Source organism: Asticcacaulis sp. (assembly GCF_051954415.1).
Classification (GTDB): Bacteria; Pseudomonadota; Alphaproteobacteria; order Caulobacterales; family Caulobacteraceae; genus Asticcacaulis.
Genome location: NZ_JBQCHT010000018.1, coordinates 65,919 through 87,330, shown reverse-complemented (window position 1 = coordinate 87,330; position 21,412 = coordinate 65,919). Strand labels below are relative to the sequence as shown.

Here is a 21,412-nt window from a genome sequence, read left to right as displayed (position 1 = left end):
GACCGGCGGGGAAGGTAGCTGCGACTGGTATCGTTTTTGCTGTTTAGGGTTTGCGGTGTCCGGCCTTAAGACACCGGGACCATGCGTCGTCAATTGGGCGTCGATCAATAGGGGTGTCAAAGCAACATGTCTGCCGTACAAGTTTCGGAACAATACCGTCCGACAGAAGACGAAGAATATATGAATACCCGCCAGTTGGCCTATTTCCGGGCCAAGCTGAATGGCTGGAAGGACGAGATCCTGAAAGGGGCCAAGGAAACCGTCAACATCATGCAGAAAGAGACGGAAAACCATCCGGACCTGGTGGATCGCGCCTCTTCGGAATCCGACCGCGCGCTTGAACTACGCACCCGTGACCGCCAGCGCAAGCTGATCAGCAAGATCGACGAAGCGATTTCGCGAATCGACGACGGCAGCTACGGCTTCTGCGAAGAGACCGGTGAGCCGATCGGCCTGGGGCGTCTCGAAGCCCGCCCGACGGCGACGCTCTCCATCGAGGCCCAGGAACGCCATGAGCGTTCCGAGCGTGTCCATCGGGACGACTGAGAATTTGAAAGCGCCGGATTGCTCCGGCGCTTTTTTATGTCCCGTATCTGGCAACCGGCTGAACATAGGCATCAATGACGGGCGCCGGGCGGCCGATGAAATAGCCTTGCGCCTCGCCGCAATTGAGCGCCTTGAGCGCCTCCATCTGTGCCTCCGTTTCAACGCCTTCCGCCGTGATCAGAACGCCCAGCGATTGTGCCATGTCGGTAATGGCCCTGACGATCGACAGGGCGTTCTTGTCGTGCGGCAGGTCGCGGACAAACGACTGGTCGATCTTGATCTTGTCGAATGGGAAGGTGCGCAGGTAGCTCAAACTGGAATAGCCGGTGCCGAAATCATCCATGGCGATGCGGACGCCGAGCGCCCTAATGGCATTAAGGATGGCGAGGTTATGGGTCTCGTCTTCAAGGATAACGCTTTCGGTAATTTCCAGTTCCAGGCGCGCCGGCGACAGGCCGGAATTCCTGAGCGCCTTTTTGACGAGAGTCACCAGCGACTTGTGACGAAACTGGAGCGGCGAGATATTGACCGCCACGCGCCAGTTCTGCGGCCAGCGGGCGGCCGTTTTCGTGGCTTCGTTCAGCACCCATTCGCCAAGCTGGCCGATCAGGCCGCATTCTTCGGCCAGCGGAATGAATTCCGCCGGCGAGACCATGCCGCGTGTTGGGTGTTGCCAGCGTAGCAGGGCCTCGAACGAGACGATCTGGCCACTGTGAAGATTGAGCAGGGGTTGGTAAAAGAGCTGGAACTGGTTGCCGGTCAGGGCGGCCTTCAGATCCTGCTCCATTTCGAGGCGGCTCTGCAACTGCGCGTCCATTTCCGGGCGATAAAAGCACCAGCCATTGCGGCCCTCGGCCTTGACGCGATACATGGCGAGATCGGCACGCGACAGCAGATTATTGGCATCCATGCCGTCGGCCGGCGCCAATGCAATGCCGATGCTGACGCCGACCTCAAGGGCCGTTTCATTGACAATAACGGGCAGCTTCAGGGCATCGACAATCCGCCCCGCCAGGTGCTGCGCATCTTCAGGCGTTTCAATGTCCTGGATAATGGTGAATTCATCGCCGCCCATGCGGGCGATGATATCGCTCTTGCGCACGCAGCCACGCAGGCGTTCCGCCACTTCGGTCAGCAACTGGTCGCCGGTCAGGTGGCCATAGGAGTCGTTGATCGCCTTGAAGCGATCAAGGTCTAGGCACAGCAGGGCCACCTTGCGGTCATGGCGCTGAACGCGGCTGAGAGCCGCATCCATTTCACGGGTGAACAGGGCGCGGTTGGCCAGGCCCGTCAGCGGATCGTAATGCGCCAGATGGGCGATGCGGGCCTCGGCCTGTTTCTGTTCGGTCAGGTCAATGCCCAGGGTGAGGATACAGTCTGCTTCACCGGAAGGGGTGCGCAGGACCGTTTTCTTGAGCTGGATAACACGCTGGTGGCCATGGGCGTCGGTGACCTGCTCCTCCTTGAGCATGATGGGCTCATCGCTTTGCAGGGCCATCTGGTCGTAGGTGTTGTAAAGGGCTGCGCGTTCGGCGATCATGAAATCGCCGCTGGATTTGCCGACGACAATATTACTGGAGACGTTTAGCAGATCCTCGCCAACGCTGTTGAGCAGGACGATCTTCTGGTCGGCGGCGTTCTTGACCAGAACCATGGCGGGAATGTTCTGGATAACCATGTTGAGGAAGGTCTGGTGGCGCTGGGATTCACTGCTCAGGCGGATCAGATCATTGGTCATTTCCTGCTGGCGGCCAAGCGATTGGTGCAGGTCGGCGCTGATCGCTTTCAGAACCGACAGCGAGGTGCCGACGCCGGCATAGCGGCCGTCACAGGTGGCGATGAAGCCGCGCATCAGTTCCGACGGGCGCTCGCTGAGAGTCGTGCGGGTGAAGTCACGCAGGGGCGTGTCAATATCGACCAGCAGGGGGGCGGGATCCATCAGGGTGGTGACCGGCTTGTTGCCATAGAGGGCGCGGCCGTATTCGCCGGCCATGGTCAGGTTGAAGGCGTGGCGCTCGATCAGACCGAGGACGCGCCCGGCTTCATCGGCCACGGCGACGACCATCAGATCGGATTCATCACGGAAGGTTTCATAAAGAGTGGAATTAGAGCATTGCGGCGATACCGGATCGATACGATCGGTAATATCGGAAATGCACAGGGCCTTCTGCATATAAGCTGCGCCTTACTTGAACGTGACACCTAACCCGGCGCTGTTTTGCGCCTGGCAGCGGGTTAGCGGTAAGACCTTAACCAGCGCTTGATGTCATAAAAGATTGACGGGCCTGTCATCGTTCCTAACTGGCATTTACCCTGTTTCGCATCAAGCCTTTTCAAATCGGACGCGGAGGCGTAAGGGAAGGCTCCTTCTGACAATGAGAGTGACCATGACCGTCAAGGTTCGTTTTGCCCCTTCACCCACCGGCCGCATCCATGCCGGCAATGTGCGCGCCGCCATCCAGAACTGGCTGTTCGCGCAGAAGCACCAGGGTGTTTTCGTGCTGCGGATCGATGATACCGACCTGGAGCGTTCGACAAAGGAAAATGAAGATCTGATCGAGACCGACCTGAAGTGGCTCGGTCTCGAATGGGGCGAGCGCTACAATCAGTCTAAGCGTTTCGACATTTACCAGAAATGCGCCGATGCCCTGAAGGCCAATGGCCGCCTCTATGCCTGCTATGAAACCGCCGATGAACTGGATCGCCGCCGCAAGGTGCAGTTGTCGCGCGGTTTGCCGCCCGTCTATGACCGCGCCGCGCTCAAGCTGACCGATGCCGAGAAGGCCGCCTATGAGGCTGAGGGGCGCAAGGCCCACTGGCGTTTCAAACTGGATGGCAAGCGCGTGGTCTGGGAAGACCTGGTGCGCGGCCATTGTGAAGTCGATACCACCTCGATGTCGGATCCGGTATTGATCCGCGAGGATGGCGCCTTCCTTTATACCCTGCCGTCGGTGGTGGATGATATCGACATGAAGATCACTCATGTCATTCGCGGGGAAGATCACGTCGCCAATACCGGCACGCAACTGGAAATTTTCGAGGCGCTGTCTGCCTTCTTTGGTGGTTCGCCGCTTCCGATCTTCGCCCACATGCCGCTGCTGGTTGGCGCGGATGGCGAGGGGCTTTCCAAGCGTCTGGGCTCAATGTCGATCTCGCAGATGCGCGAGGATGGCCTGGAGCCGCTGGCCATCACCTCACATCTGGCGAAGATAGGCACCTCCGATGCGCTGGAAGCCGCGCCCTCCCTGATGGCGCTGGTGGAAGGTCAGGACTTCGACAAGATGGGGCGCGCGCCGGCGCGTTATGATTTCGACGATCTTATGCGCCTCAATGCCCAGGTGCTGCAAAACATGTCTTATGCTGAGGCGAAGTCGCGTCTGGAAGCCCTGAACGCCGATCTGGGCGAACTCTTCTGGGACACGGTGAAGATGAACCTGCACAAGTTTGCCGAAGTGACGGACTGGGCGCAGATCATCGGCGGCGATATCACGCCGAAAATCGAGGATGCAGCCTTTGCCGCCAAGGCCCTGGAACTGCTGCCGGCTGAATACGGCCGCGATAGCTGGTCCGCCTGGTCAGGGGCGATCAAGGAGGCCACCGGCGCCAAGGGCAAGGCGCTCTTCATGCCGCTGCGCCAGGCGCTGACCGGCATGGACCACGGTCCGGACATGGGGGCCTTGAGCTTCCTGATCGGCCGCGACAAGATTGCGAAGCGGCTACAAGGCTAAACTACCGCGCCGAACAGCTTGCCGATGCCGGCGGTGACGCCCAGGGCAATCGCGCCCCAGAAGGTGACGCGGAAGACGGCCTTGCCGAGGTTCGATCCGCCGGCCACGGCGCCCAGCGCGCCCAGGGCGGCCAGAAAGGCAATGGCGCAGGCCGCCACCACCCATACGATCAGCGGCCGCGGGCTCAACCACATGGCCAGAAGCGGCAGGATGGCGCCGGAAGCAAAGGTGACGGCCGAGGTCAGAGCCGCCTGGATCGGCTTGGCCTCGGTATGTTCGGAAAAGCCCAGTTCATCGCGGGTATGAGCCTTCAGGGCATCCGTCTGCATCAGTTGTTCGGCCACCTGTCGGGCGAGCGGTTCTTCCAGGCCACGGGCGATATAGATCTGGGTCAGTTCTTCAGCCTCGGCTTCAGGGAAATCCTTGAGTTCCTGGGTTTCGCGGGCAATATCGGCAGCCTCGGTATCGGCTTGCGAACTGACCGAGACATATTCGCCGGCGGCCATCGAAAGCGAGCCGGCGACCAGGGCGGCGATGCCCGTCAGCAGGATGGCGCTCTTGTCGGCCGGGCTGGCGGCCACCCCGACGATCAGGCTGGCGGTGGAGATGATGCCGTCATTGGCGCCGAGAACCGCGGCGCGCAACCAGCCGATGCGGGCAATGAAATGCAGTTCGGCGGCCTTGTGCGAGCGCGTCATCATACAACTCTCCGTGTATCTATATTGACTGTGTGCGTGCCGGCGCGGGCGATAGCCGGCAAAACCTCCTCGACCGTATCGACGGTGAGATAGGTATCAAGAAAGGCGGAGGGGGTGAAGCCCTCGGCTTCGGTGTGGCGAATCAAGGTGAAGAACGGTTCCCAGTAGCCGTTGGTGTTGAGAAAGATCACCGGCTTCTTGTGCAGGTCCAGCCGCCGCCATGACATCAGCTCGATGGCCTCTTCCAGCGTACCGACACCACCAGGCACCACCACGAAGGCGTCGGCCTCCTCGAACATCATCATCTTGCGTTCGTGCATGTTATCGACAATGCGGGTTTCGACCTCGCCGAAGACGCTTTCGCGCGATTGCAGGAATTTCGGCATGATGCCGAGCACCTCGCCGCCGGACTCATGCACCGCGCGGGCGGTCTCGCCCATCAGGCCAACGCCGCCGCCGCCATAGACCAGTCTCAAGCCAGCGCCCGCCAGAATCTGCCCCAGGTCGCGCGCGGCCTGTTGGTAAAGCGGATTGGCGCCGAACGATGAGCCGCAATAAACGCAGACGGAACGGATATCGGAGGTGGTGGAGGCCATAAACAGATCAATCTTTGAAACAGGACGACTCGCATTGTCATCCGAATAAAACTGAATGGCAATCCATTCAGCCCTCTGTTCGTCAGTCGGGAAAACGGATAATGATGTCTGTATGTCGCCGATCCGTGCCCGCCATGTCCTTTATGTCGTGAGTTTTGCCCTGCTGGCTGCTGTGGCCGCGTGCGGGGAAAAACCGAAGGCGACAGAAGCGACCAGCGCTCTTGAGGCCGCTGGTTACTGGCGTGCGCCCGAAATTACCGGCGTTGACCAGGCCGGTTCCAACATATTTGTCGTGACCGGCCAGACGATTCCCAATGCACGGGTCCGGTTCAGCTATGCCGGCAATCGCGCGGTCGGGGTCACGTCGGATTCCAAGGGAAGGTTCCGTGCCGAGTTACCGTCCGGACCCGATGGCGGGCTTTTCGATCTGTCGACGGAGGATAGCGGCCGGTCGATGCACGCCGATGGCCGGCTGTTCATTCCGGTTGGCGCACCGGACAAGGCGGTTCTGATGCGGCCGGGTGCGCCCAGCCTGGCCCTGTTCAATGACCTCACGCCCGTGGCGGTGATCGATTATGACCGCGCCGGCGCGTTGGCGATCGCCGGCCGCGTGGCGCCGACGACGCCTATTGAGGTTGTTTTAAATGGCGAGATCCGGGCGCGGACGAGCAGCGATGACCGGGGCTTCTATACCGCCACCACGCAGATAGAGCCGCCGACGGAAAGCGAAACGGCCAATACCCTCTCTGTCATGGCGGGGGGTAAGGAAAATGTCCGCAATTTCACGGATTCCCGCATCACCGGCGATAGCGACCGGATTGCGCGCTTTGAAGACGGTTGGCGGGTGGACTGGGTTTTGCCCGGCGGCGGAATGCAAACAACCCTGGTTTTCTAAACCAGGATTGTTTGCATTTTTTAGCTCAGACGCCGCATGGCTTACGCGCAAAAGTGCGCGGCGGGCATTTTACGAATTTTGGCGCCCTTGCCTCCAGTCAATGAATGACTGTCGGAAGTAAGCGTTAACTTCTTTACATCATCTCGTCTTGTTTGGTCTTCGAGAACAGCTTCTTGAGGAATTCGGTAATGCCGTGGCGTTTGGCCTTGCGCGCTACCGCATCTTCACTGACCAGCCAAGCGATCTGGACCACGCGGCGTTCACCCTCGAAAGGCGTATGGCCATGCCAGCTATTATCGAGGCGAGGGAAGGCGATGAAATGGCCGTAACCGGGGTTCACCTCCTTGGTGCCGGGGCCGCCCTGGTCCGGACCTTCGAGAAAACGCAGGTTGCCGCCGCTGCTGCCTTCGGGATTGAGATAGATAAGGGCCGAGGCCAGCTTGTCGGCGCCATCGGTATGCGGGCGGCCGTCCTTCAGCGCCGACCATTTGCGCACGGTCACCCAGGTGGGTTTGCCGACGAGATTGACGCCCAGCTTGTCGCCGATGGCGCGGGCGAATCCTTCGCCGCGAACCTCTTCCAGCAGCGCCTTGAAAGATGGGCCCATGGGGAAATCTTCCGGGCGCATGAAACCGGTCTTGTCGATCTGCGGGAAATCGCGGGCGATATCGCCTTCCAGTTCGGGCGGCATGATATCAGCGCCGATCAGGTTGCGGAACGGATAGTCGGCGGCGGGCGTGGCGGCAATGGAGTCATAACGCAGCATGGCAAAACCTTGAAAATGCAGGTCTGGCTTATAGCACGCCGGAAAAGCCAGCGGCAAGGATCAGATATAGGCGCCGTCCATGACGAATTGACGCGGCAGGGCAGGCCCACCCGTCAGAGCGAAATCAACCGCCGCCTGGGCATGGATATGCGTCGAGTCAAAACAGGGCAGGGGCAAGCAGGCGGCATCGACGCTCAGGCCCAGTTCGGTACAGCCCAGAATGACGCTGTCGGCGCCGCGCAAGGCGCCGCGACGGGTCATGTCGATCAGGGCCTGGCGGGCGCCTTCGCTGACAACGCCCTGGCACAGTTCGTCGAAGATGGCGTTATGGCAGATCAACCGGTCATCGGCTTCGGGGGTAAGGATATCCAGGCCATAACGTTGCATATGTTCGGCGTAGAAGCCGTGTTCCATGCTGTAGCGGGTCGCCAGCAACAGCGGGCGGTGATGACCGGCGGCCTTCAGCGCCTTGGCCGTTTCGCCGATAATATGGATCAGGGGCACATCGCAACTGGCGGCGACCTGTTCGGCTACCAGGTGCATGGTGTTAGTGCAGATCAGGATGCAGTCGGCGCCGGCAGTTTCCAGACCCTGAGCGGCATCGCCCAGAAGACGGGCAGCCTCGTCCCAGCGATCGGCCTTCTGCAGCGCAACGACGGTCTGGAAATCGAGTGATCGCAGCAGGATATCTGCCGAGGCCAGCCCGCCCATCGCCTCCCGAATGCCTTCATTTATAAGCTTGTAATAGGTGGCGGTGCTTTCCCAACTCATGCCGCCGAGCAAACCGATCCTGCGCATTCCGGACTCCTTTTCTGAATTCTCATTTTATGGCGAAGGTTATGGGAATAGCGCGCATATTTTGGATTTTTGGGTTTAATTTGTGCAAATTTATTGCGTAATTGATCATTTTCATGCAATATTTCGTATGCTTGATGATCGTGACCGCAAACTGCTCGACCTGTTGCAACGTGATGCCGATTCGGCCCTGACGGACCTGGCCGAACGGGTCAATCTGTCGCCTTCCGCCTGCTCCCGCCGCATCACGCGTCTCAGGGAAGAGGGCTATATCGACCGTCATGTCATGGTGCTCAATCGCGCGCGCATGAACGTGGCAACGACCGTCTTCGTCATGGTCAAGACGGCGCATCACACGGCGGACTGGCTGGAACGCTTTCGCTCAGGCGTTCTCGATATCCCGGAAATCGTCGAGGTGCATCGTCTGGCGGGAAACCTCGATTACATCATCAAGATCGTGGTCACGGACATTGCCCACTATGACGCCATCTACAAGCGCCTGGTCAGCCGGATCGACCTGTTCGACGTCTCGGCCTATATTTCGATGGAAACGCTGAAAAATGAGCAGGCTGTGCCGACTGGCTATGCTACCTAATTCGCTGCCTCGATGACGGCATCCGTAACGGGGGCTTCTTCTTCGACAGGCACATCGATTTCCGAGGCAACCGCCTGCGCGGCACGGTTTGCCTGTTCGTGAGACCAGGCACTGGCGGCAATCAGCGCCAGCAGAATAGTGGCAAAGAAAGCAGCCAGTATATGGGGTGTGAAACTGCGCGAATGGGTCATGCTTCCACCAGGCTCAAGGGTGGTTCGGCCGGCATGTGTGTGCTGACCTTTACGGCGCCGCTCGGCATGATGTCCTCAGGGGCATTAAATGCCTTACCAACATAAAGGCTAAATCCGGAAATGATCAGCAGCAGGGCGAGAAGCGCTACGAGGCTTTCAAAGACGACCAGTTCACGACCATCGCCTTGTGGGGTCGACTTGCGGGGGGCGGACTGAATTTCACGATTCCGGAATGTGGCTGTACGGGGCATGGCGTGACTCGCTGTGAACAACGAGATCAGGATGCGGATTACCGGGTAAGAAAAATATAGGCTGGCGAGTCAATGATTGTAAAAAGCCTGCCCACGAACAGGCTTATTATCGTTTTATCTTAAAGGCTCATAATTTTAGCCTTATGCCGATCCGACGCAGGGCGCTGGCCATCCAGACGCAGACCAGGGCGAATATCAGTGATTTGAACAGGCCGATGCCGCCGGTCAACCATGGGGCGGGCAGGTCAAGAGAAGCCACATCCATGGCCAGGTAGAGAAAGGCCGGCATCAGATAGCACAAAAGCGTATCGGTGCCGGCAGGTTTCACCGGATTGAACCAATGCGCTTTTCGGGCCATATCGCTGATCCAGTAAAGCGCTGTGAAGGCGATCAGGGTAAAGGCGCTGCACAGGAACAACCATGCCGGCGTGGCGGCCAGTTTGGACAGTCCCCAGAATTGCCGGGTGTAAATCGACAGGGCGATCAGGAGGATGGCGATGACAGCAAAAACCAGCGTCATGCGCCAGTTTTCATTCTTCGCCTGAAATATCTGGAACAGCCGCGCTATGATCACGCCGCCAAGGCTGAGGGCGGTCATGGTGCCATCGATGATCGGTTCGGGGAGGATGTGCAAAGGTGCCGGAACCAACTTGGCGGGCCAGGCCAGGCTCAGCAGGCTGAAGGCCGCCCAGGCGCCGATCAGTATGGCCAGGCGACCGCGCGCGAATACGGTGACCAGGGCCGCTACCAGATAGGACCAGCCGATCAGACCGAGTATCCCCCACCAATGCGGCGCGAACCGCTCCAGATGCCCGTCTTCGCCACCCCGGTAAATAAAGGCCAGGGTGAGCAGGATAAAAACACCCAGCGCCTTCAGCCCCCTTTGCGACCATTGCGGCATGGTCCTGGGGTAGGCGTTCCAGATCAGGATAAAAGCGACGCTGCATACGGTATCCCAGACAAGAGCGGTCATGCCGGTGGCGCCGGCATTGAGGGTTTCGCCATTGACGAAGAAAACGCCCATGATCAGCAGGGCGATCGACCGGCCGAGCACATGGCCGACGAGTTGAAGATCGCTGTCGCCTTTTGACCTGCGGCTGTCGATGGCGAAGGGCAGGGACATGCCGACGATAAACAGGAAGGCCGGAAAAACGACATCGGCCAGGCCCATGCCATCGACACCGCGCGGCACATGTTCGAGCCAGGCGGGAATGTCCTTCAGCGACCACAGGTCGTTGACGAATACCATCAGCACCATGGTCAGGGCGCGCAGCAGATCGATGGCGCGGACACGCGTGACACTGTCCGAAGGTGCGGCCGGGCGTGGTTCAATCGTCTCCATGGCGCGACTATGACAGGAGACTGTCGCTTTCGACAAGCCCGGCGTCAAATCTGTGGCTGGCGCTGGAAGGTGATGACCAGGACATCGCGGTGGCCCGGCATGGTCTGGTCCAGGCGATGGATCGGCGTGACGCCATGCAGGACGCGGTGATCGTCGAGAAAGACCGCGTCGAGCGGATCGGTCAGGGTGAATTCGCCCAGGGATTGGCGGCCCGGACCGCAGATAGCGGTGACACCTTCACCGACATTCAGGCGATCGATCAGGATAACCGCCACCCAGTCAACGCCGTCACGATGCATCCCTTCCGGCGTTGGCTGACCGGTACCATCCGGCGCCGGTTCGATGCGGAACTGGTGTATTTCAACGCGCCAGTCCGCTGCGGCCGCATGGAAGAGGTCGCGGCAGAGATCAAGCAGGGCGCGGAAGGCCGGATTGGTAGCGGTGGCCTCGGTCACGGGATCGAACCAGCGCTGGATGCCGCCGTTCAGCATATTGTAGTCGCGGCTCTGGTAGTGCGGCTGGTGCGCGTGGCGGCTGAATGTGCCGGAGGACAGGCCGAAAACGGCGTGGCGGCGTTTGCGATAGCGCCCGCCATCGGCCATGAAACGGTCAGGCCCCAGATCATCCCATGAGGCCGCGAATGCTGGCCAGTGCGCGGCAAAATCCGCCGGCAGCAGGGTTTGCGTGACCGCGTTTGGAGCGAAGATGTGCCCGTCATCAGTCAGTCTTCGGCGCAGGTCGGGCAGGGCAAAGGCATTATCCGTCATGTCGTCTTCTCTGGACCGCTTCAATCGGAAAAGCAATGTGATGTCCTGTCGCGGCCGGTTTGTGATAGGAGGGCGCCCATAGTCATGAGGCGCGCCATGTCCACTCGCAAAATTTCCCTGTCCTCGCTCCTGTTCGGCTGTCTGACCGTGGCGGCCATCGCCCTGTTCCTGACGCTTGGCATCTGGCAGGTGCAGAGACTGGCCTGGAAGACCGACCTGATCGCGCGGGTCAATGCACGCGTGGCGGCGCCGGCGGTCGAGGCGCCACGGTCTGCGGACTGGCCGCGGGTCAACAAGGCCGATGACGAATATCGCCACGTCACCCTGCGCGGCCAGTTGATGAACGCGGCCGAGGCGCAGGTCTACACGTTATCGGACTATGGCGCCGGCTACTGGGTGATGACGCCACTGAAGCGCGATGACGGCAGCATCGTCTATATCAATCGCGGTTTCGTGCCGATGGACAAGCGCGCGCCGGCGACGCGGCCCGAAGCGCAAGCCCAGGGAGAGGTCACTATAGCCGGACTTCTGCGAATGCCGGAAACCAAGGGCTGGTTCCTGCAGCAAGCCAATGATCCGGCGCGTGACGCCTGGTATCGCCGCGATATCGCCGCCATTGCTGAAAGCCGTCATATCGGTGCGGTCGCGCCTTATTTTGTCGATGCCGACGCCACGTCCAATCCCGGCGGCTGGCCAAAGGGCGGGCTGACGGTGGTGAAGTTCCCCAACAGCCACCTGATGTACGCCATTACCTGGTTTTCCCTGGCAGGTATGCTGATCGCTGTATCTATCTGGCTGGTGTGGTTCCGCAAACCGGAGCGTGACGAGGCCAAATAAAAACGGCCGCCGAATAGGTTCGGCGGCCGTTCGGCTTTTCTATGGCGTGATTCAGATACGAACCTTGACCGGCTCGGCATGGGGCAGGCCATTAACCCAGCGCTCAATCGCATCATCCATATGGCCAAGCACCGCGAGGTGAAGACGCTTGAACGGATGACCGGCGAGGGTCAGGAAGATCTGGAACATGCCGTATTGCGGCGCCGGCATCAGGCTGTCGATGATGTCCGACTTGCGGATCACGGCGTCAATCACCAGGCCATTATATTCCAGGCGATCTTCGTACAGAGACAGCTTGCAGCGCCAGACCATCGGCGTGCCGAACAGGGCCGCGGCAATCGGAATCAGGCTGAGCAGGACGCCGCCGAACTGGGCGACCACGCCGTGCATATGGGTGTAGGATTGTATCGCCCCGGTCACACCCATGACGATAAGCGCCAGAGCGCCAGCCAGAAGAAGGGATTTGAAAACCGGTCCAAACTGATAGACACGCGGATAGGCTTTAGTCACTTCCATACTTTAATTCCTTCACGTCAATTAAATTTAACGCCTGCGTCAATTTATCTCACGCTATCGCATAATTGGGATATTGCAACGCCTTTTTCAAATTTTAGCTTAATGAAAATTTGACTTTTTGCACGCGCATCACCTTTTGATGTCACGGTTATTTGACTTTTTTGTCAGTCTTGTAGGCGTTAAATAACTTCGTTTTTTAACGCAAATGCGAAAAAATAAATGCGGCGGTGCGACAATGTGCCTCTTGCGACGGTTATGAAATTCCTGTTTACGCGTCGGAATCTTCGCAATCATAAGCGCGAAGAGTGTGCCAACTCCTTTGTGTGATTTAGGTTTAATCCTGTGAACCCTTTGGATCGTCAATCGACGCGCCCTCACCGGGCCGTATTTTCCAAGCGGAGCGTTTCCTTGTCTTCTATATTGCGGCGCACAATCACGCGCGCCTTCATCGCGGGCGGCCTGATTGCAGGCGCGGCGCTGTTGTCCGGCTGTAACATGGTCGTGATGGACCCCAAGGGGCCCGTCGGGATGCAGGAAAAAGACCTGATTATCCTGGCCACGCTGCTGATGCTGATTCCGGTCGTGCCGGTCATTTTCATGACCATCTGGTTCGCCTGGCGTTACCGCGCGTCAAACAAGAAGGCCACCTACGCCCCGGATTTCGAGCATTCCAACCGCATCGAGGCGGTGGTCTGGGCGATCCCGACCCTGATCATTATCGCCCTGGGCGCTGTGACGTGGGTTTCAACGCATGAACTCGACCCGCGTGCGCCACTGGCGCCGCATGAGACCAAAGCGAATGTCAGGCCGATCGAGGTCGAGGTTGTGTCGCTCGACTGGAAATGGCTGTTCATCTATCCCGAATACAATATCGCCACGGTCAACGAGATGGCCATGCCGGTCGGCACGCCGGTCCATTTCAAGCTGACCTCGGCCACAGTGATGAATTCCTTCTTCATTCCGCAACTCGGCTCGCAGATCTACACCATGACCGGCATGGAAACCCAGCTCTCGCTGCGCGCCGACCATCCCGGCACCTATGACGGCATCTCGGCCAATTACAGCGGGCATGGTTTTGCCGGTATGAAGTTCCAGGCCCTTGCCATGGACGACGCCGGCTTCAAGGCGTGGGTGGCCAAGGCGCAAGGATCGCAGACTTCGCTTGATACGGCTGCCTATACGCAGATCGCCAAGCGCGACCTGGTTTTCAAGCCGGCTTATTATGCTTCGGTAGAGCCGGACCTGTTCCACAAGATCCTGAACAACTGCGCCACCGGCGGGCTTTGCACGGACGATGCCCACAATATGGCAATGATGAAGGATCTGGCGCCGGGCGCCGAGCAGTGCAAGCCGGGTGAAGCGCCCCAGGCCAAAACAAAGTCCAAAGCCGTGAAGCCGGCGGTCGCTGAAGCGGCCATTACTCCCCAAACCCTTCTCCAGTCATCTGGCGCGCACAAGAGCTAGTATCATATGTTAACGCAAGCAGAACCCGCCGCTCACGCGGCTTCAACGGCCGACGCTTCGCCGCTTGTCGAATTCCTGTTCGGCAAGCTGCGGCTCGATTCGGTGCCCTGGCATGAGCCGATCATCATGGTGGCTGGTGCCGGCATGGTGGGCGGGGCCGTCCTCGTCCTCGGCCTGATCACCTATTTCAAGCAGTGGAAATACCTCTGGACCGAATGGCTGACGAGCGTCGACCACAAGAAGATCGGCGCGATGTACATCATCCTGGCCCTGATCATGCTGCTGCGCGGCTTCGCCGACGCCCTGATGATGCGCAGCCAGCAGGCCCTGGCCTCCAATGGCGGTGCCGGCTACCTGCCGCCCGACCACTTCGACCAGATTTTCTCGGCCCACGGCGTCATCATGATCTTCTTCATGGCCATGCCCTTCGTCATTGGCCTGATGAACGTGATCATGCCGCTGCAGATCGGTGCGCGCGACGTCGCCTTCCCGTATCTCAACAGCATGAGCTTCTGGCTGACCGCCGCGGGCGCCATCCTGATCAACGTCTCGCTGGTCGTCGGTGAATTCTCGCACGCCGGCTGGCTGGCCTATCCGCCGTTCTCGGAGCTTGAGTTCTCACCGGGGGTAGGGGTGGACTACTACATCTGGGCGCTGCAGATATCCGGCCTGGGGACGCTGCTATCCGGGGTCAACCTGATCACCACCATCTTCAAGATGCGTGCGCCGGGCATGACCCTGATGCGTATGCCGGTCTTCACCTGGACGACCCTGGTCGCCAACGTGCTGATAGTCGCGGTCTTCCCGATCCTGACCGTCACTTTGGCCCTTCTGGGCGCCGACCGTTACCTGGGGATGCACTTCTTCACCAATGACGGCGGCGGCAACCCGATGATGTATGTCAACCTCATCTGGGCCTGGGGACACCCGGAAGTCTATATCCTGATCCTGCCGGCCTTCGGCGTGTTCTCGGAAGTGGTCGCCACCTTCTCGCGCAAGCGCCTGTTCGGTTATGACGGCATGGTGTACGCCACCGCCGCCATCGGTGTCCTGTCGTCGCTCGTCTGGCTGCACCACTTCTTCACTATGGGCGCCGGCGCCAATGTGAATGCCTTCTTCGGCATCACCACCATGATCATCTCTATCCCCACGGGTGTGAAGATCTTCAACTGGGTGTTCACCATGTACCGTGGACGGGTGCGCCTCGAACTGCCAATGCTGTGGACGCTCGGCTTCATCATCACCTTCGTTATCGGCGGCATGACGGGCGTTCTGCTGGCCGTTCCAGGCGCGGACTTCGTGCTGCATAACTCGGTCTTCCTGATCGCCCACTTCCATAACGTCATCATCGGCGGTGTCGTCTTCGGCTGCCTCGCCGGCCTGAACTACTGGTTCCCGAAGGCGTTCGGCTTCAAGCTGCACGCCGGCATCGGCAAGTTCAGCTTCTGGTGCTGGCTGATTGGCTTCTGGATTGCCTTCCTGCCGATCTATGCGCTGGGCCTGATGGGCATGACCCGCCGCCTGGACTACGTCAACAATCCCGTTTGGCACATCTACCTGATCGTGGCCTTCTGCGGCGCCCTGCTGATCTTCGTCGGCATCATCGCCCAGCTTGTTCAGATCGTGTACTCCATCTGGAAGCGCGATGAACTGCGCGACCTGACCGGTGATCCCTGGGATGGCCGTACCCTGGAATGGGCCACTTCCTCGCCGCCGCCCTTCTATAACTTCGCCGTGCTGCCGAAGATCGGCAACCACGACGCCTTCTGGGACGCCAAGCAGACTGGCACCGCCTATGTGCAGCCGAAAAGCTATGAGCCCATCCACATGCCGCACAATACGCCCACGGGCTTCCTGATCGGTATTGTCAGCGCGGGCCTGGGCTTCGGCCTTGTCTGGCACATCTGGTGGATGGCGGGCGGCGCCCTGCTGGTCATGATCGGCCTGGGCATTGTCCACACCTTCAATGAAAACCGCGACTATTATGTGCCGGCCGATGAGGTCAAGGCGATCGAAGACGCGCACTTCGCCAATCTCAAGAAGGCGGAACAATAAGTATGAGCAAGACCATCAATCCTGTGGCGGGTTACGAAAACCAGATCGATTCCGCCTACGATCACAATCCGAACGACGCCCACCATGCCGGCGATCATCACGACGAAGGCCCGAAAGTCACGCTTGGCTTCTGGATCTACCTGATGAGCGACTGTATCCTGTTTGCGTCGATTTTCGCCACCTATGCCGTCCTCAAGGACAACATCGCCGGTGGCCCCAATGGCCGCGAACTGTTCGACCTGCCCTATGTGGCGGTGGAAACGGCGCTCCTGCTGATTTCCTCGCTGACCTATGGCCTGGCCATGATCAGCATGGAGGCCAACAAGCTGAAGCCGGTCATCGGCTGGCTGGCAGTTACCGCCCTGTGCGGCCTTGGCTTCATGGGCATGGAAATCCATGAATTCATCAAGCTGATCGAGGAGGGCGCCGGTCCAGACCGCTCGGCCTTCCTGTCGGCCTTCTTCACCCTGGTCGGCACCCACGGTCTGCACGTCACTTCCGGCCTGATCTGGATGGGCGTCATGTTCGTCCATCTGTTCAAGCGCGGCCTGACCCCCGCCAACCGCATCCGCCTGATGTCCTTGAGCCTGTTCTGGCACTTCCTGGACATCATCTGGATCGGTGTCTTCACGATCGTTTATCTGATGGGAGCCGCCTGATGAGCACACCCGATAACGCCAAGCCCAAAAAGGCGCGCACGCCGCACGCAAAGCCAGTCGATACCGACCTGACCCATGCCGAGGTGGCGCATCACGACGCCCACCACGACACGGCCGGTCACGGCACGGTCAAGTCCTATGTCATCGGCTTTATCCTGTCGGTGATCCTGACGGCCATTCCGTTCGGCCTGACCATGGCGCACATGATGCCTGCCGCGACCCTGATCCCGGTCGTCGTCGCCATCGGCGTGGTGCAGATTCTGGTGCATCTCTACTTCTTCCTGCACATGAATACATCGTCGAGCCAGACCTGGAACAATTCCGCCTTCATCTTCACCGTGCTGATCGTCGGCATTCTGGTGATCGGGTCTCTGTGGGTCATGTACCACCTGAACACCAACATGATGCCGGGCATGATGCCGGTCGAATAAAAACCTGCACAACTCACCTTTGAAAGCCCATTCGTAATGCCGCGGATGGGCTTTTTATTTAGTGGCCGTTAGGAAATTGCCGGTTAAGCTGCGTTAAACATATTCGAGTCTCCAGATTTTCGCGTCTTAAGTCCCTGCCGCCTTTCACCCACGCTACAGGACGATGCCTTCGTCATGCGCAAACAGGCCCGCAAACCGACGAACAGTGACTACGTGTTCGCGCCGCACGAACGGCCGACCATGCCGGGCTCGCCCTATGCGCCCAGCCATCCTGTCCGGCGCAAGGTGGGTTATGTGATTGTGGCCATCATCATGGCCATGGCGGCCAGCCTCTCCAATGCCATTGTCAGCGTCAATACCCAGCCGCTGTCAGGCAGCATGGGGGTGACGACGACCGAAGTCACCTGGCTGCTGGCCGTTTATGTGGCTTTCAATGCCTCGGCCAATCTGTTGCTGATCAAGGCGCGGATGCAGTTTGGCATTCCGCCGGTCATGCGGACGCTGCTGTGGCCGTATATCCTGCTGGTTTTCAGTGAGCTGCTGTGGCCGAGTTTCAGCCTGGCCATCGTGGCGCGCGCCGCCGGCGGGTTCCTCGCGGCGGGGATGTCGTCCCTGGTCATCTATAACCTGATCCAGGTCTTCCCGGCGAAGTACCGGCCTTTGGCCATTGTCTTCGCCGTCGGCCTGCCGCAACTGGCGACGCCGATCGCCCGCCTGCTGCCAGTGGAGCAACTGTTGGTCAATGGCCAGCAGACTATCCACATGATCGAACTGGGCCTGGCGCTGGCGGCATCGGCCGGCGCCAATCTGGTGCGCCTGCCGCCGACCGACAAGGTGCCGGTGTTCGATCCGCTCGATGCCCTGACCTTCGCCCTGTTCCTGCCGGCCATGCTGCTGCTGTCGGTCTCCCTGGTCATGGGGCGCAGCCTGTGGTGGACCGATACGCCGTGGCTTGGCTGGGCCCTGGCGGTGTCGGTCGTGTTGTTCTTCCTTGTCGGCTTCATCGAATACAAGCGCAAAAATCCGCTGCTGCACCTGCGCTGGATCGGCAGCAAGGATATCCTGCGTTTCTGCATCGTGGCCATGCTGGTGCGGCTGGCGCTCAGCGAACAGACCTATGGCACGCTTGGCCTTCTGACCGTAGGTGGTCTGAACAATGACCAGCTACACGGACTATTCGCCGTCATCCTGTTCGCCATGATCGGCGGCACCCTGGCCAGCGCCGTGCTGCTGAAAGCGCCGCGCATTCCCTACATGATCATCGCGGCCTCGCTGATCATCGCGCTTGGCGCGTGGCTTGACAGCTTTTCTTCCAGTCTGACGCGTCCGCCGCAGCTTTACCTGTCGCAGGCAATCCTGGCCTTTGGCTCGACCTTCTTCATCGGGCCGGCGCTTCTGTTCGGTTTCGGCAAGGTTCTGGAACAGGGCAAGGGCTTTATCGTCAGTTTCAGCGTCATGTTCGGCCTGTCGCAGAATATAGGCGGCCTGGCCGGTTCGGCGCTTTTGAGCAGCTATCAGGTCATCCAGGCACGGGCGCACAGCCAATCCATGTACAGTCATCTGCTGGCCGGTGATCCGGCCGTGGCGGCGCGCGTACAAGGCGGGATTGCCTCCCTCTCGCAGGCCATTTCGCGTGAGGCCAATGTGGCGGCGTTTAATGACGTGGCACGGCTGGTCATGGTCATAGCCATTCTGACGGCCGTCTATATCAGTTACCTGATTATCCTCAAACGGCTGGCGGACCGCAAGCTGGCACAATCCTCCCCCACTGTAAAGGCGGCCGTATGACTGACGCTGTAAACCCCACTCAAACCCAGGCCCCGGACGAGGCGCCGCGTCACTGGCATCCGCCGCAGCGCCCGAATATCGTGCTGGCCTTCTTTGCCGTGCTGGCGGTGGTCGCCGTCCTGCTGATCCTGTGGGCCTGGAACCTGCCGCCTTTTACCGGCGGCGATCAGGTAACGCAGAACGCCTATGTCCGCGGCCGTACCACGGTCATCGCGCCGCAGGTCAGCGGCTATGTCACTGAGGTGGCGGTGAAGGATTACGAGACCGTGCAGGCGGGGCAAATACTGGCACGCATCGATGATCGCATCTACCAGCAGCGCGTGGCGGCGGCGCGGGCCAGTCTGGCGGCGGCGGAAGCGAGCCTCGCCAATTCGGAACAGGCGCGGGCCTCGCGGGCCGCGGCGGCACAAGGACAGGCGGCGTCACTGGCCAGTGCCCAGGCCCAGCTTCTGCGTGCACAGGCCGATATGAAACGCGTCGATGACCTGGTGGGGGATGGCTCGGTGTCGCTGCGCGAGCGGGATTCGACGCTTGCGGCCCTGCGCGCAGCGGAAGCGCAGGTCAACCAGGCAAAGGCGGCGGGCGAGATATCACAGCAGGACATTCGTACCGTAGAGGTCGGGCGCGGCGGGCTGGCGGCGCAGGTTGAGGCGGCGCGGGCGCAGCTCAAGCTGGCGGAGATCGACCTCAGCAATACGGTCATCCGTGCGCCGGAAGCCGGACAACTGGGCGAGATCGGCGTGCGCGTCGGGCAATATGTCACCAATGGCACGCAACTGCTTTCCCTTGTGCCGCCGGATCGCTGGGTGATCGCCAACTACAAGGAAGCGCAGACGGCGCGTATGGCGGTTGGCCAGCCGGTCCTCATGACGGTTGATGCGCTGGGCGGCGCGAAGATCAAAGGTCATGTCGAGCGTCTGTCGCCGGCGGCCGGATCGGAATTTTCCGTGATCCGCACCGACAACGGCACAGGCAATTTCGTCAAGATTCCCCAGCGCATCGGCATCCGCATCCGTATTGATCCGAACCAGAAGCTGGCCGATCGCCTGCGGCCCGGCATGTCGGTCGAAACCCATGTCGCCAGCCATGCAAAGGTGAAGGAATGAAGCGGTTTCTGGTGCTGAGCATGGCATGTATGTTGGGGGCTTGCGCCGGACCGCGCCCGGACGTGCCGGTGAGCGCGCAGGTAACGCCGCCTGCGGGATGGCGCGATGCGGCCGCTACGCCGGCGTCGGTCAATATTGACTGGTGGCGCAGCTTCAACGATCCTGTCCTGACGCAACTGGTCGAAACAGCGCTGGCCAATAATACGGATATTGCCCTGGCGGCGGCGCGGGTCGATGAGGCGCGCTACGGTTATCAGGCGGCCGAAGGGGCGTTGCTGCCATCGCTCAGCGTGTCAGCGGGCGGTGCCTATTCACGATCTATTTCGTCGGTGACAGGGCGTCCGGTCACGCAAACCGCCGGTGAGGCGGACCTGCCGCTCTCTTATGAAGCCGATCTTTCCGGGCGTTTACGCAATGCCTCAAAAGCCGCCCGCGCGAGCTTGCAGGCTTCGGAATATGCCCGCGAGGCAACGCGTCTCAGCGTGGCCGGTGCGACAGCCAGCGGCTATGTCACCCTGCGGGCGCTCGATGCCCGCCTGGCGCTTTTGCAAGAGACGCTGAATACGCGCGAACAGGCGCTGGCAGCGGCGCGTCATCGCGCCGATGTGGGGTACAGTCCGAAGCTTGAATTGCAGCAGGCGCAGGCCGAATACAGCGCGGCTCAACAGTTGATTCCTGCCGTTGAACTGGCCATCCGTCGCCAGGAGGATGCGCTCAGTGTCCTGCTGGGGGATAACCCGCGCGCGATCGAGCGCGGTGCGGCCCTGGGAGATTTGACAGTGCCGGTCGTGCCCGTCTCCCTGCCATCCGGCCTGTTGCGTAACCGGCCGGATATCGCTCAGGCGGAAGCGCAGATTGTCGCTGCCGATCGCTCGCTCGATGTGGCGCGCTCGGCCTTTATGCCGACGATTCGCCTGACGGCTTCCGGCGGTTACGCCACCTCGGACCTGTTGCCGCATGGTTATGATGTCTTTTCACTCGGCGGCAATATCGTCCAGCCCCTGTTCCAGGGCGGACGGCTCAAGGCTCAGGCCGGGGCGGCGGCCTCACGGCGCGATCAGGCGGCTTTCGCTTACAAGAAGGCGGCGCTGAATGCCTTCCGCGAGGTTGAGGATTCACTGGCGGCAGTCGACCGGATCAATGCGCAACAGTTGATTTTGACTGACCAGACAGTCTCGCTGGCGGAGGCTTACCGGTTGGCTGGCAATCGCTACAGGGCCGGTTATTCGCCCTATCTCGAACAGATCGATGCCCAACGGGCCTTGCTGGGCGCGCAACTGAACCTGATCCAGGCGCAGTCCGATCACCTCAATGCCATAGTCGGGCTTTATCAGGCCGTCGGCGGCGGGGTGGTTCCTTCAGAGCACGCATCTTAATCCAAAAAGT

22 protein-coding genes are annotated in these 21,412 nt (G+C 60.2%); 12 read left to right on the top strand and 10 right to left on the bottom strand.

Annotation, left to right across the window (positions count from 1 at the left end):
• Positions 1 to 126 precede the first annotated feature (126 nt).
• Complete coding sequence (gene dksA / locus ACTHND_RS06175; RefSeq protein ID WP_440176804.1) at positions 127 to 546, top strand: RNA polymerase-binding protein DksA; 420 nt, start codon at positions 127 to 129, stop codon at positions 544 to 546.
• A 34-nt stretch (positions 547 to 580) separates the two neighbouring features.
• Here the strand turns inward: dksA and ACTHND_RS06170 are convergent, their stop codons facing one another.
• The gene (locus tag ACTHND_RS06170) at positions 581 to 2,719 is read right to left on the bottom strand and encodes a putative bifunctional diguanylate cyclase/phosphodiesterase (protein ID WP_440176802.1); all 2,139 of its coding nucleotides are present in this window, start codon (positions 2,717 to 2,719) and stop codon (positions 581 to 583) included.
• 214 nt (positions 2,720 to 2,933) lie between these two features.
• On the opposite strand from ACTHND_RS06170, the gene gltX reads away from it, so the two are divergent.
• Positions 2,934 to 4,274 carry a glutamate--tRNA ligase gene (gene gltX, locus ACTHND_RS06165; RefSeq protein WP_440176800.1) on the top strand — a complete coding sequence of 447 codons (1,341 nt, stop codon included), beginning with the start codon at positions 2,934 to 2,936 and terminating at the stop codon, positions 4,272 to 4,274.
• Here the strand turns inward: gltX and ACTHND_RS06160 are convergent.
• Together ACTHND_RS06160 and ACTHND_RS06155 are read right to left on the bottom strand one after the other, a co-directional pair.
• Positions 4,271 to 4,972, bottom strand: coding sequence for a VIT1/CCC1 transporter family protein (locus ACTHND_RS06160; protein ID WP_440176855.1), 702 nt, complete (start codon positions 4,970 to 4,972; stop codon positions 4,271 to 4,273). The genes gltX and ACTHND_RS06160 overlap by 4 nt on opposite strands.
• A complete protein-coding gene (locus ACTHND_RS06155) occupies positions 4,972 to 5,568 on the bottom strand; it encodes a TIGR00730 family Rossman fold protein (protein ID WP_440176798.1) in 597 nt (198 codons plus the stop codon). Before ACTHND_RS06155 ends, ACTHND_RS06160 begins: the two co-directional genes overlap by 1 nt.
• 112 nt (positions 5,569 to 5,680) lie before the next feature.
• On the opposite strand from ACTHND_RS06155, the gene ACTHND_RS06150 reads away from it, so the two are divergent.
• Complete coding sequence (locus ACTHND_RS06150) at positions 5,681 to 6,463, top strand: hypothetical protein (protein ID WP_440176796.1); 783 nt, start codon at positions 5,681 to 5,683, stop codon at positions 6,461 to 6,463.
• A 133-nt stretch (positions 6,464 to 6,596) separates the two neighbouring features.
• Here the strand turns inward: ACTHND_RS06150 and ACTHND_RS06145 are convergent, their stop codons facing one another.
• Entirely contained in the window at positions 6,597 to 7,229 is a 633-nt protein-coding gene (locus ACTHND_RS06145) for a 2OG-Fe(II) oxygenase (protein ID WP_440176794.1), read from the bottom strand.
• A gap of 60 nt (positions 7,230 to 7,289) precedes the next feature.
• Positions 7,290 to 8,027, bottom strand: coding sequence for an aspartate/glutamate racemase family protein (locus tag ACTHND_RS06140; RefSeq protein WP_440176792.1), 738 nt, complete (start codon positions 8,025 to 8,027; stop codon positions 7,290 to 7,292).
• A 127-nt stretch (positions 8,028 to 8,154) separates the two neighbouring features.
• Between ACTHND_RS06140 and ACTHND_RS06135 the strand changes: the two genes are divergently transcribed.
• A complete protein-coding gene (locus ACTHND_RS06135) occupies positions 8,155 to 8,619 on the top strand; it encodes an Lrp/AsnC family transcriptional regulator (protein WP_440176790.1) in 465 nt (154 codons plus the stop codon).
• On the opposite strand, the gene ACTHND_RS06130 is transcribed toward ACTHND_RS06135, so the two are convergent.
• The 4 genes from ACTHND_RS06130 to ACTHND_RS06115 all read right to left on the bottom strand — a co-directional run bounded on the left by ACTHND_RS06130 (position 8,616) and on the right by ACTHND_RS06115 (position 11,170).
• Positions 8,616 to 8,810: a hypothetical protein gene (locus ACTHND_RS06130; RefSeq protein ID WP_440176788.1), complete on the bottom strand. Its 195-nt coding sequence runs from the start codon at positions 8,808 to 8,810 to the stop codon at positions 8,616 to 8,618. The genes ACTHND_RS06135 and ACTHND_RS06130 overlap by 4 nt on opposite strands.
• Positions 8,807 to 9,061 (bottom strand): hypothetical protein, encoded by a 255-nt coding sequence (locus ACTHND_RS06125; RefSeq protein WP_440176786.1) that lies wholly within the window; start codon positions 9,059 to 9,061, stop codon positions 8,807 to 8,809. Before ACTHND_RS06125 ends, ACTHND_RS06130 begins: the two co-directional genes overlap by 4 nt.
• A 127-nt stretch (positions 9,062 to 9,188) precedes the next feature.
• Positions 9,189 to 10,403, bottom strand: coding sequence for a DUF5009 domain-containing protein (locus tag ACTHND_RS06120; RefSeq protein WP_440176784.1), 1,215 nt, complete (start codon positions 10,401 to 10,403; stop codon positions 9,189 to 9,191).
• Between the two features lie 44 nt (positions 10,404 to 10,447).
• Entirely contained in the window at positions 10,448 to 11,170 is a 723-nt protein-coding gene (locus ACTHND_RS06115) for a 2OG-Fe dioxygenase family protein (protein ID WP_440176782.1), read from the bottom strand.
• Positions 11,171 to 11,266: 96 nt separating this feature from the next.
• Here ACTHND_RS06115 and ACTHND_RS06110 point away from each other — a divergent pair, with 96 nt between their 5' ends.
• Positions 11,267 to 12,007, top strand: a complete 741-nt coding sequence (locus tag ACTHND_RS06110) for an SURF1 family protein (protein ID WP_440176780.1) — start codon at positions 11,267 to 11,269, stop codon at positions 12,005 to 12,007.
• A gap of 51 nt (positions 12,008 to 12,058) precedes the next feature.
• Here ACTHND_RS06110 and ACTHND_RS06105 read toward each other — a convergent pair whose 3' ends face one another.
• On the bottom strand, positions 12,059 to 12,523 hold the full coding sequence (locus ACTHND_RS06105) for a hypothetical protein (protein WP_440176778.1): 465 nt from the start codon (positions 12,521 to 12,523) through the stop codon (positions 12,059 to 12,061).
• 408 nt (positions 12,524 to 12,931) lie between these two features.
• Between ACTHND_RS06105 and cyoA the strand changes: the two genes are divergently transcribed.
• From cyoA to ACTHND_RS06070, 7 genes are all read left to right on the top strand, one after another.
• On the top strand, positions 12,932 to 13,987 hold the full coding sequence (cyoA, locus tag ACTHND_RS06100; RefSeq protein WP_440176776.1) for a ubiquinol oxidase subunit II: 1,056 nt from the start codon (positions 12,932 to 12,934) through the stop codon (positions 13,985 to 13,987).
• 6 nt (positions 13,988 to 13,993) lie between these two features.
• Complete coding sequence (gene cyoB, locus ACTHND_RS06095; protein ID WP_440176774.1) at positions 13,994 to 16,042, top strand: cytochrome o ubiquinol oxidase subunit I; 2,049 nt, start codon at positions 13,994 to 13,996, stop codon at positions 16,040 to 16,042.
• Positions 16,043 to 16,044: 2 nt separating this feature from the next.
• Positions 16,045 to 16,701 (top strand): cytochrome o ubiquinol oxidase subunit III, encoded by a 657-nt coding sequence (cyoC, locus tag ACTHND_RS06090; RefSeq protein WP_440176772.1) that lies wholly within the window; start codon positions 16,045 to 16,047, stop codon positions 16,699 to 16,701.
• Positions 16,701 to 17,132 carry a cytochrome o ubiquinol oxidase subunit IV gene (cyoD, locus tag ACTHND_RS06085; RefSeq protein WP_440176770.1) on the top strand — a complete coding sequence of 144 codons (432 nt, stop codon included), beginning with the start codon at positions 16,701 to 16,703 and terminating at the stop codon, positions 17,130 to 17,132. Before cyoC ends, cyoD begins: the two co-directional genes overlap by 1 nt.
• 174 nt (positions 17,133 to 17,306) lie before the next feature.
• Positions 17,307 to 18,920, top strand: coding sequence for an MFS transporter (locus ACTHND_RS06080; protein ID WP_440176768.1), 1,614 nt, complete (start codon positions 17,307 to 17,309; stop codon positions 18,918 to 18,920).
• Positions 18,917 to 20,026 carry an HlyD family secretion protein gene (locus tag ACTHND_RS06075; protein ID WP_440176766.1) on the top strand — a complete coding sequence of 370 codons (1,110 nt, stop codon included), beginning with the start codon at positions 18,917 to 18,919 and terminating at the stop codon, positions 20,024 to 20,026. Before ACTHND_RS06080 ends, ACTHND_RS06075 begins: the two co-directional genes overlap by 4 nt.
• Positions 20,023 to 21,402, top strand: coding sequence for an efflux transporter outer membrane subunit (locus ACTHND_RS06070; RefSeq protein WP_440176764.1), 1,380 nt, complete (start codon positions 20,023 to 20,025; stop codon positions 21,400 to 21,402). The genes ACTHND_RS06075 and ACTHND_RS06070 overlap by 4 nt, the downstream gene beginning before the upstream one ends.
• The last annotated feature ends 10 nt before the right edge of the window (positions 21,403 to 21,412 follow it).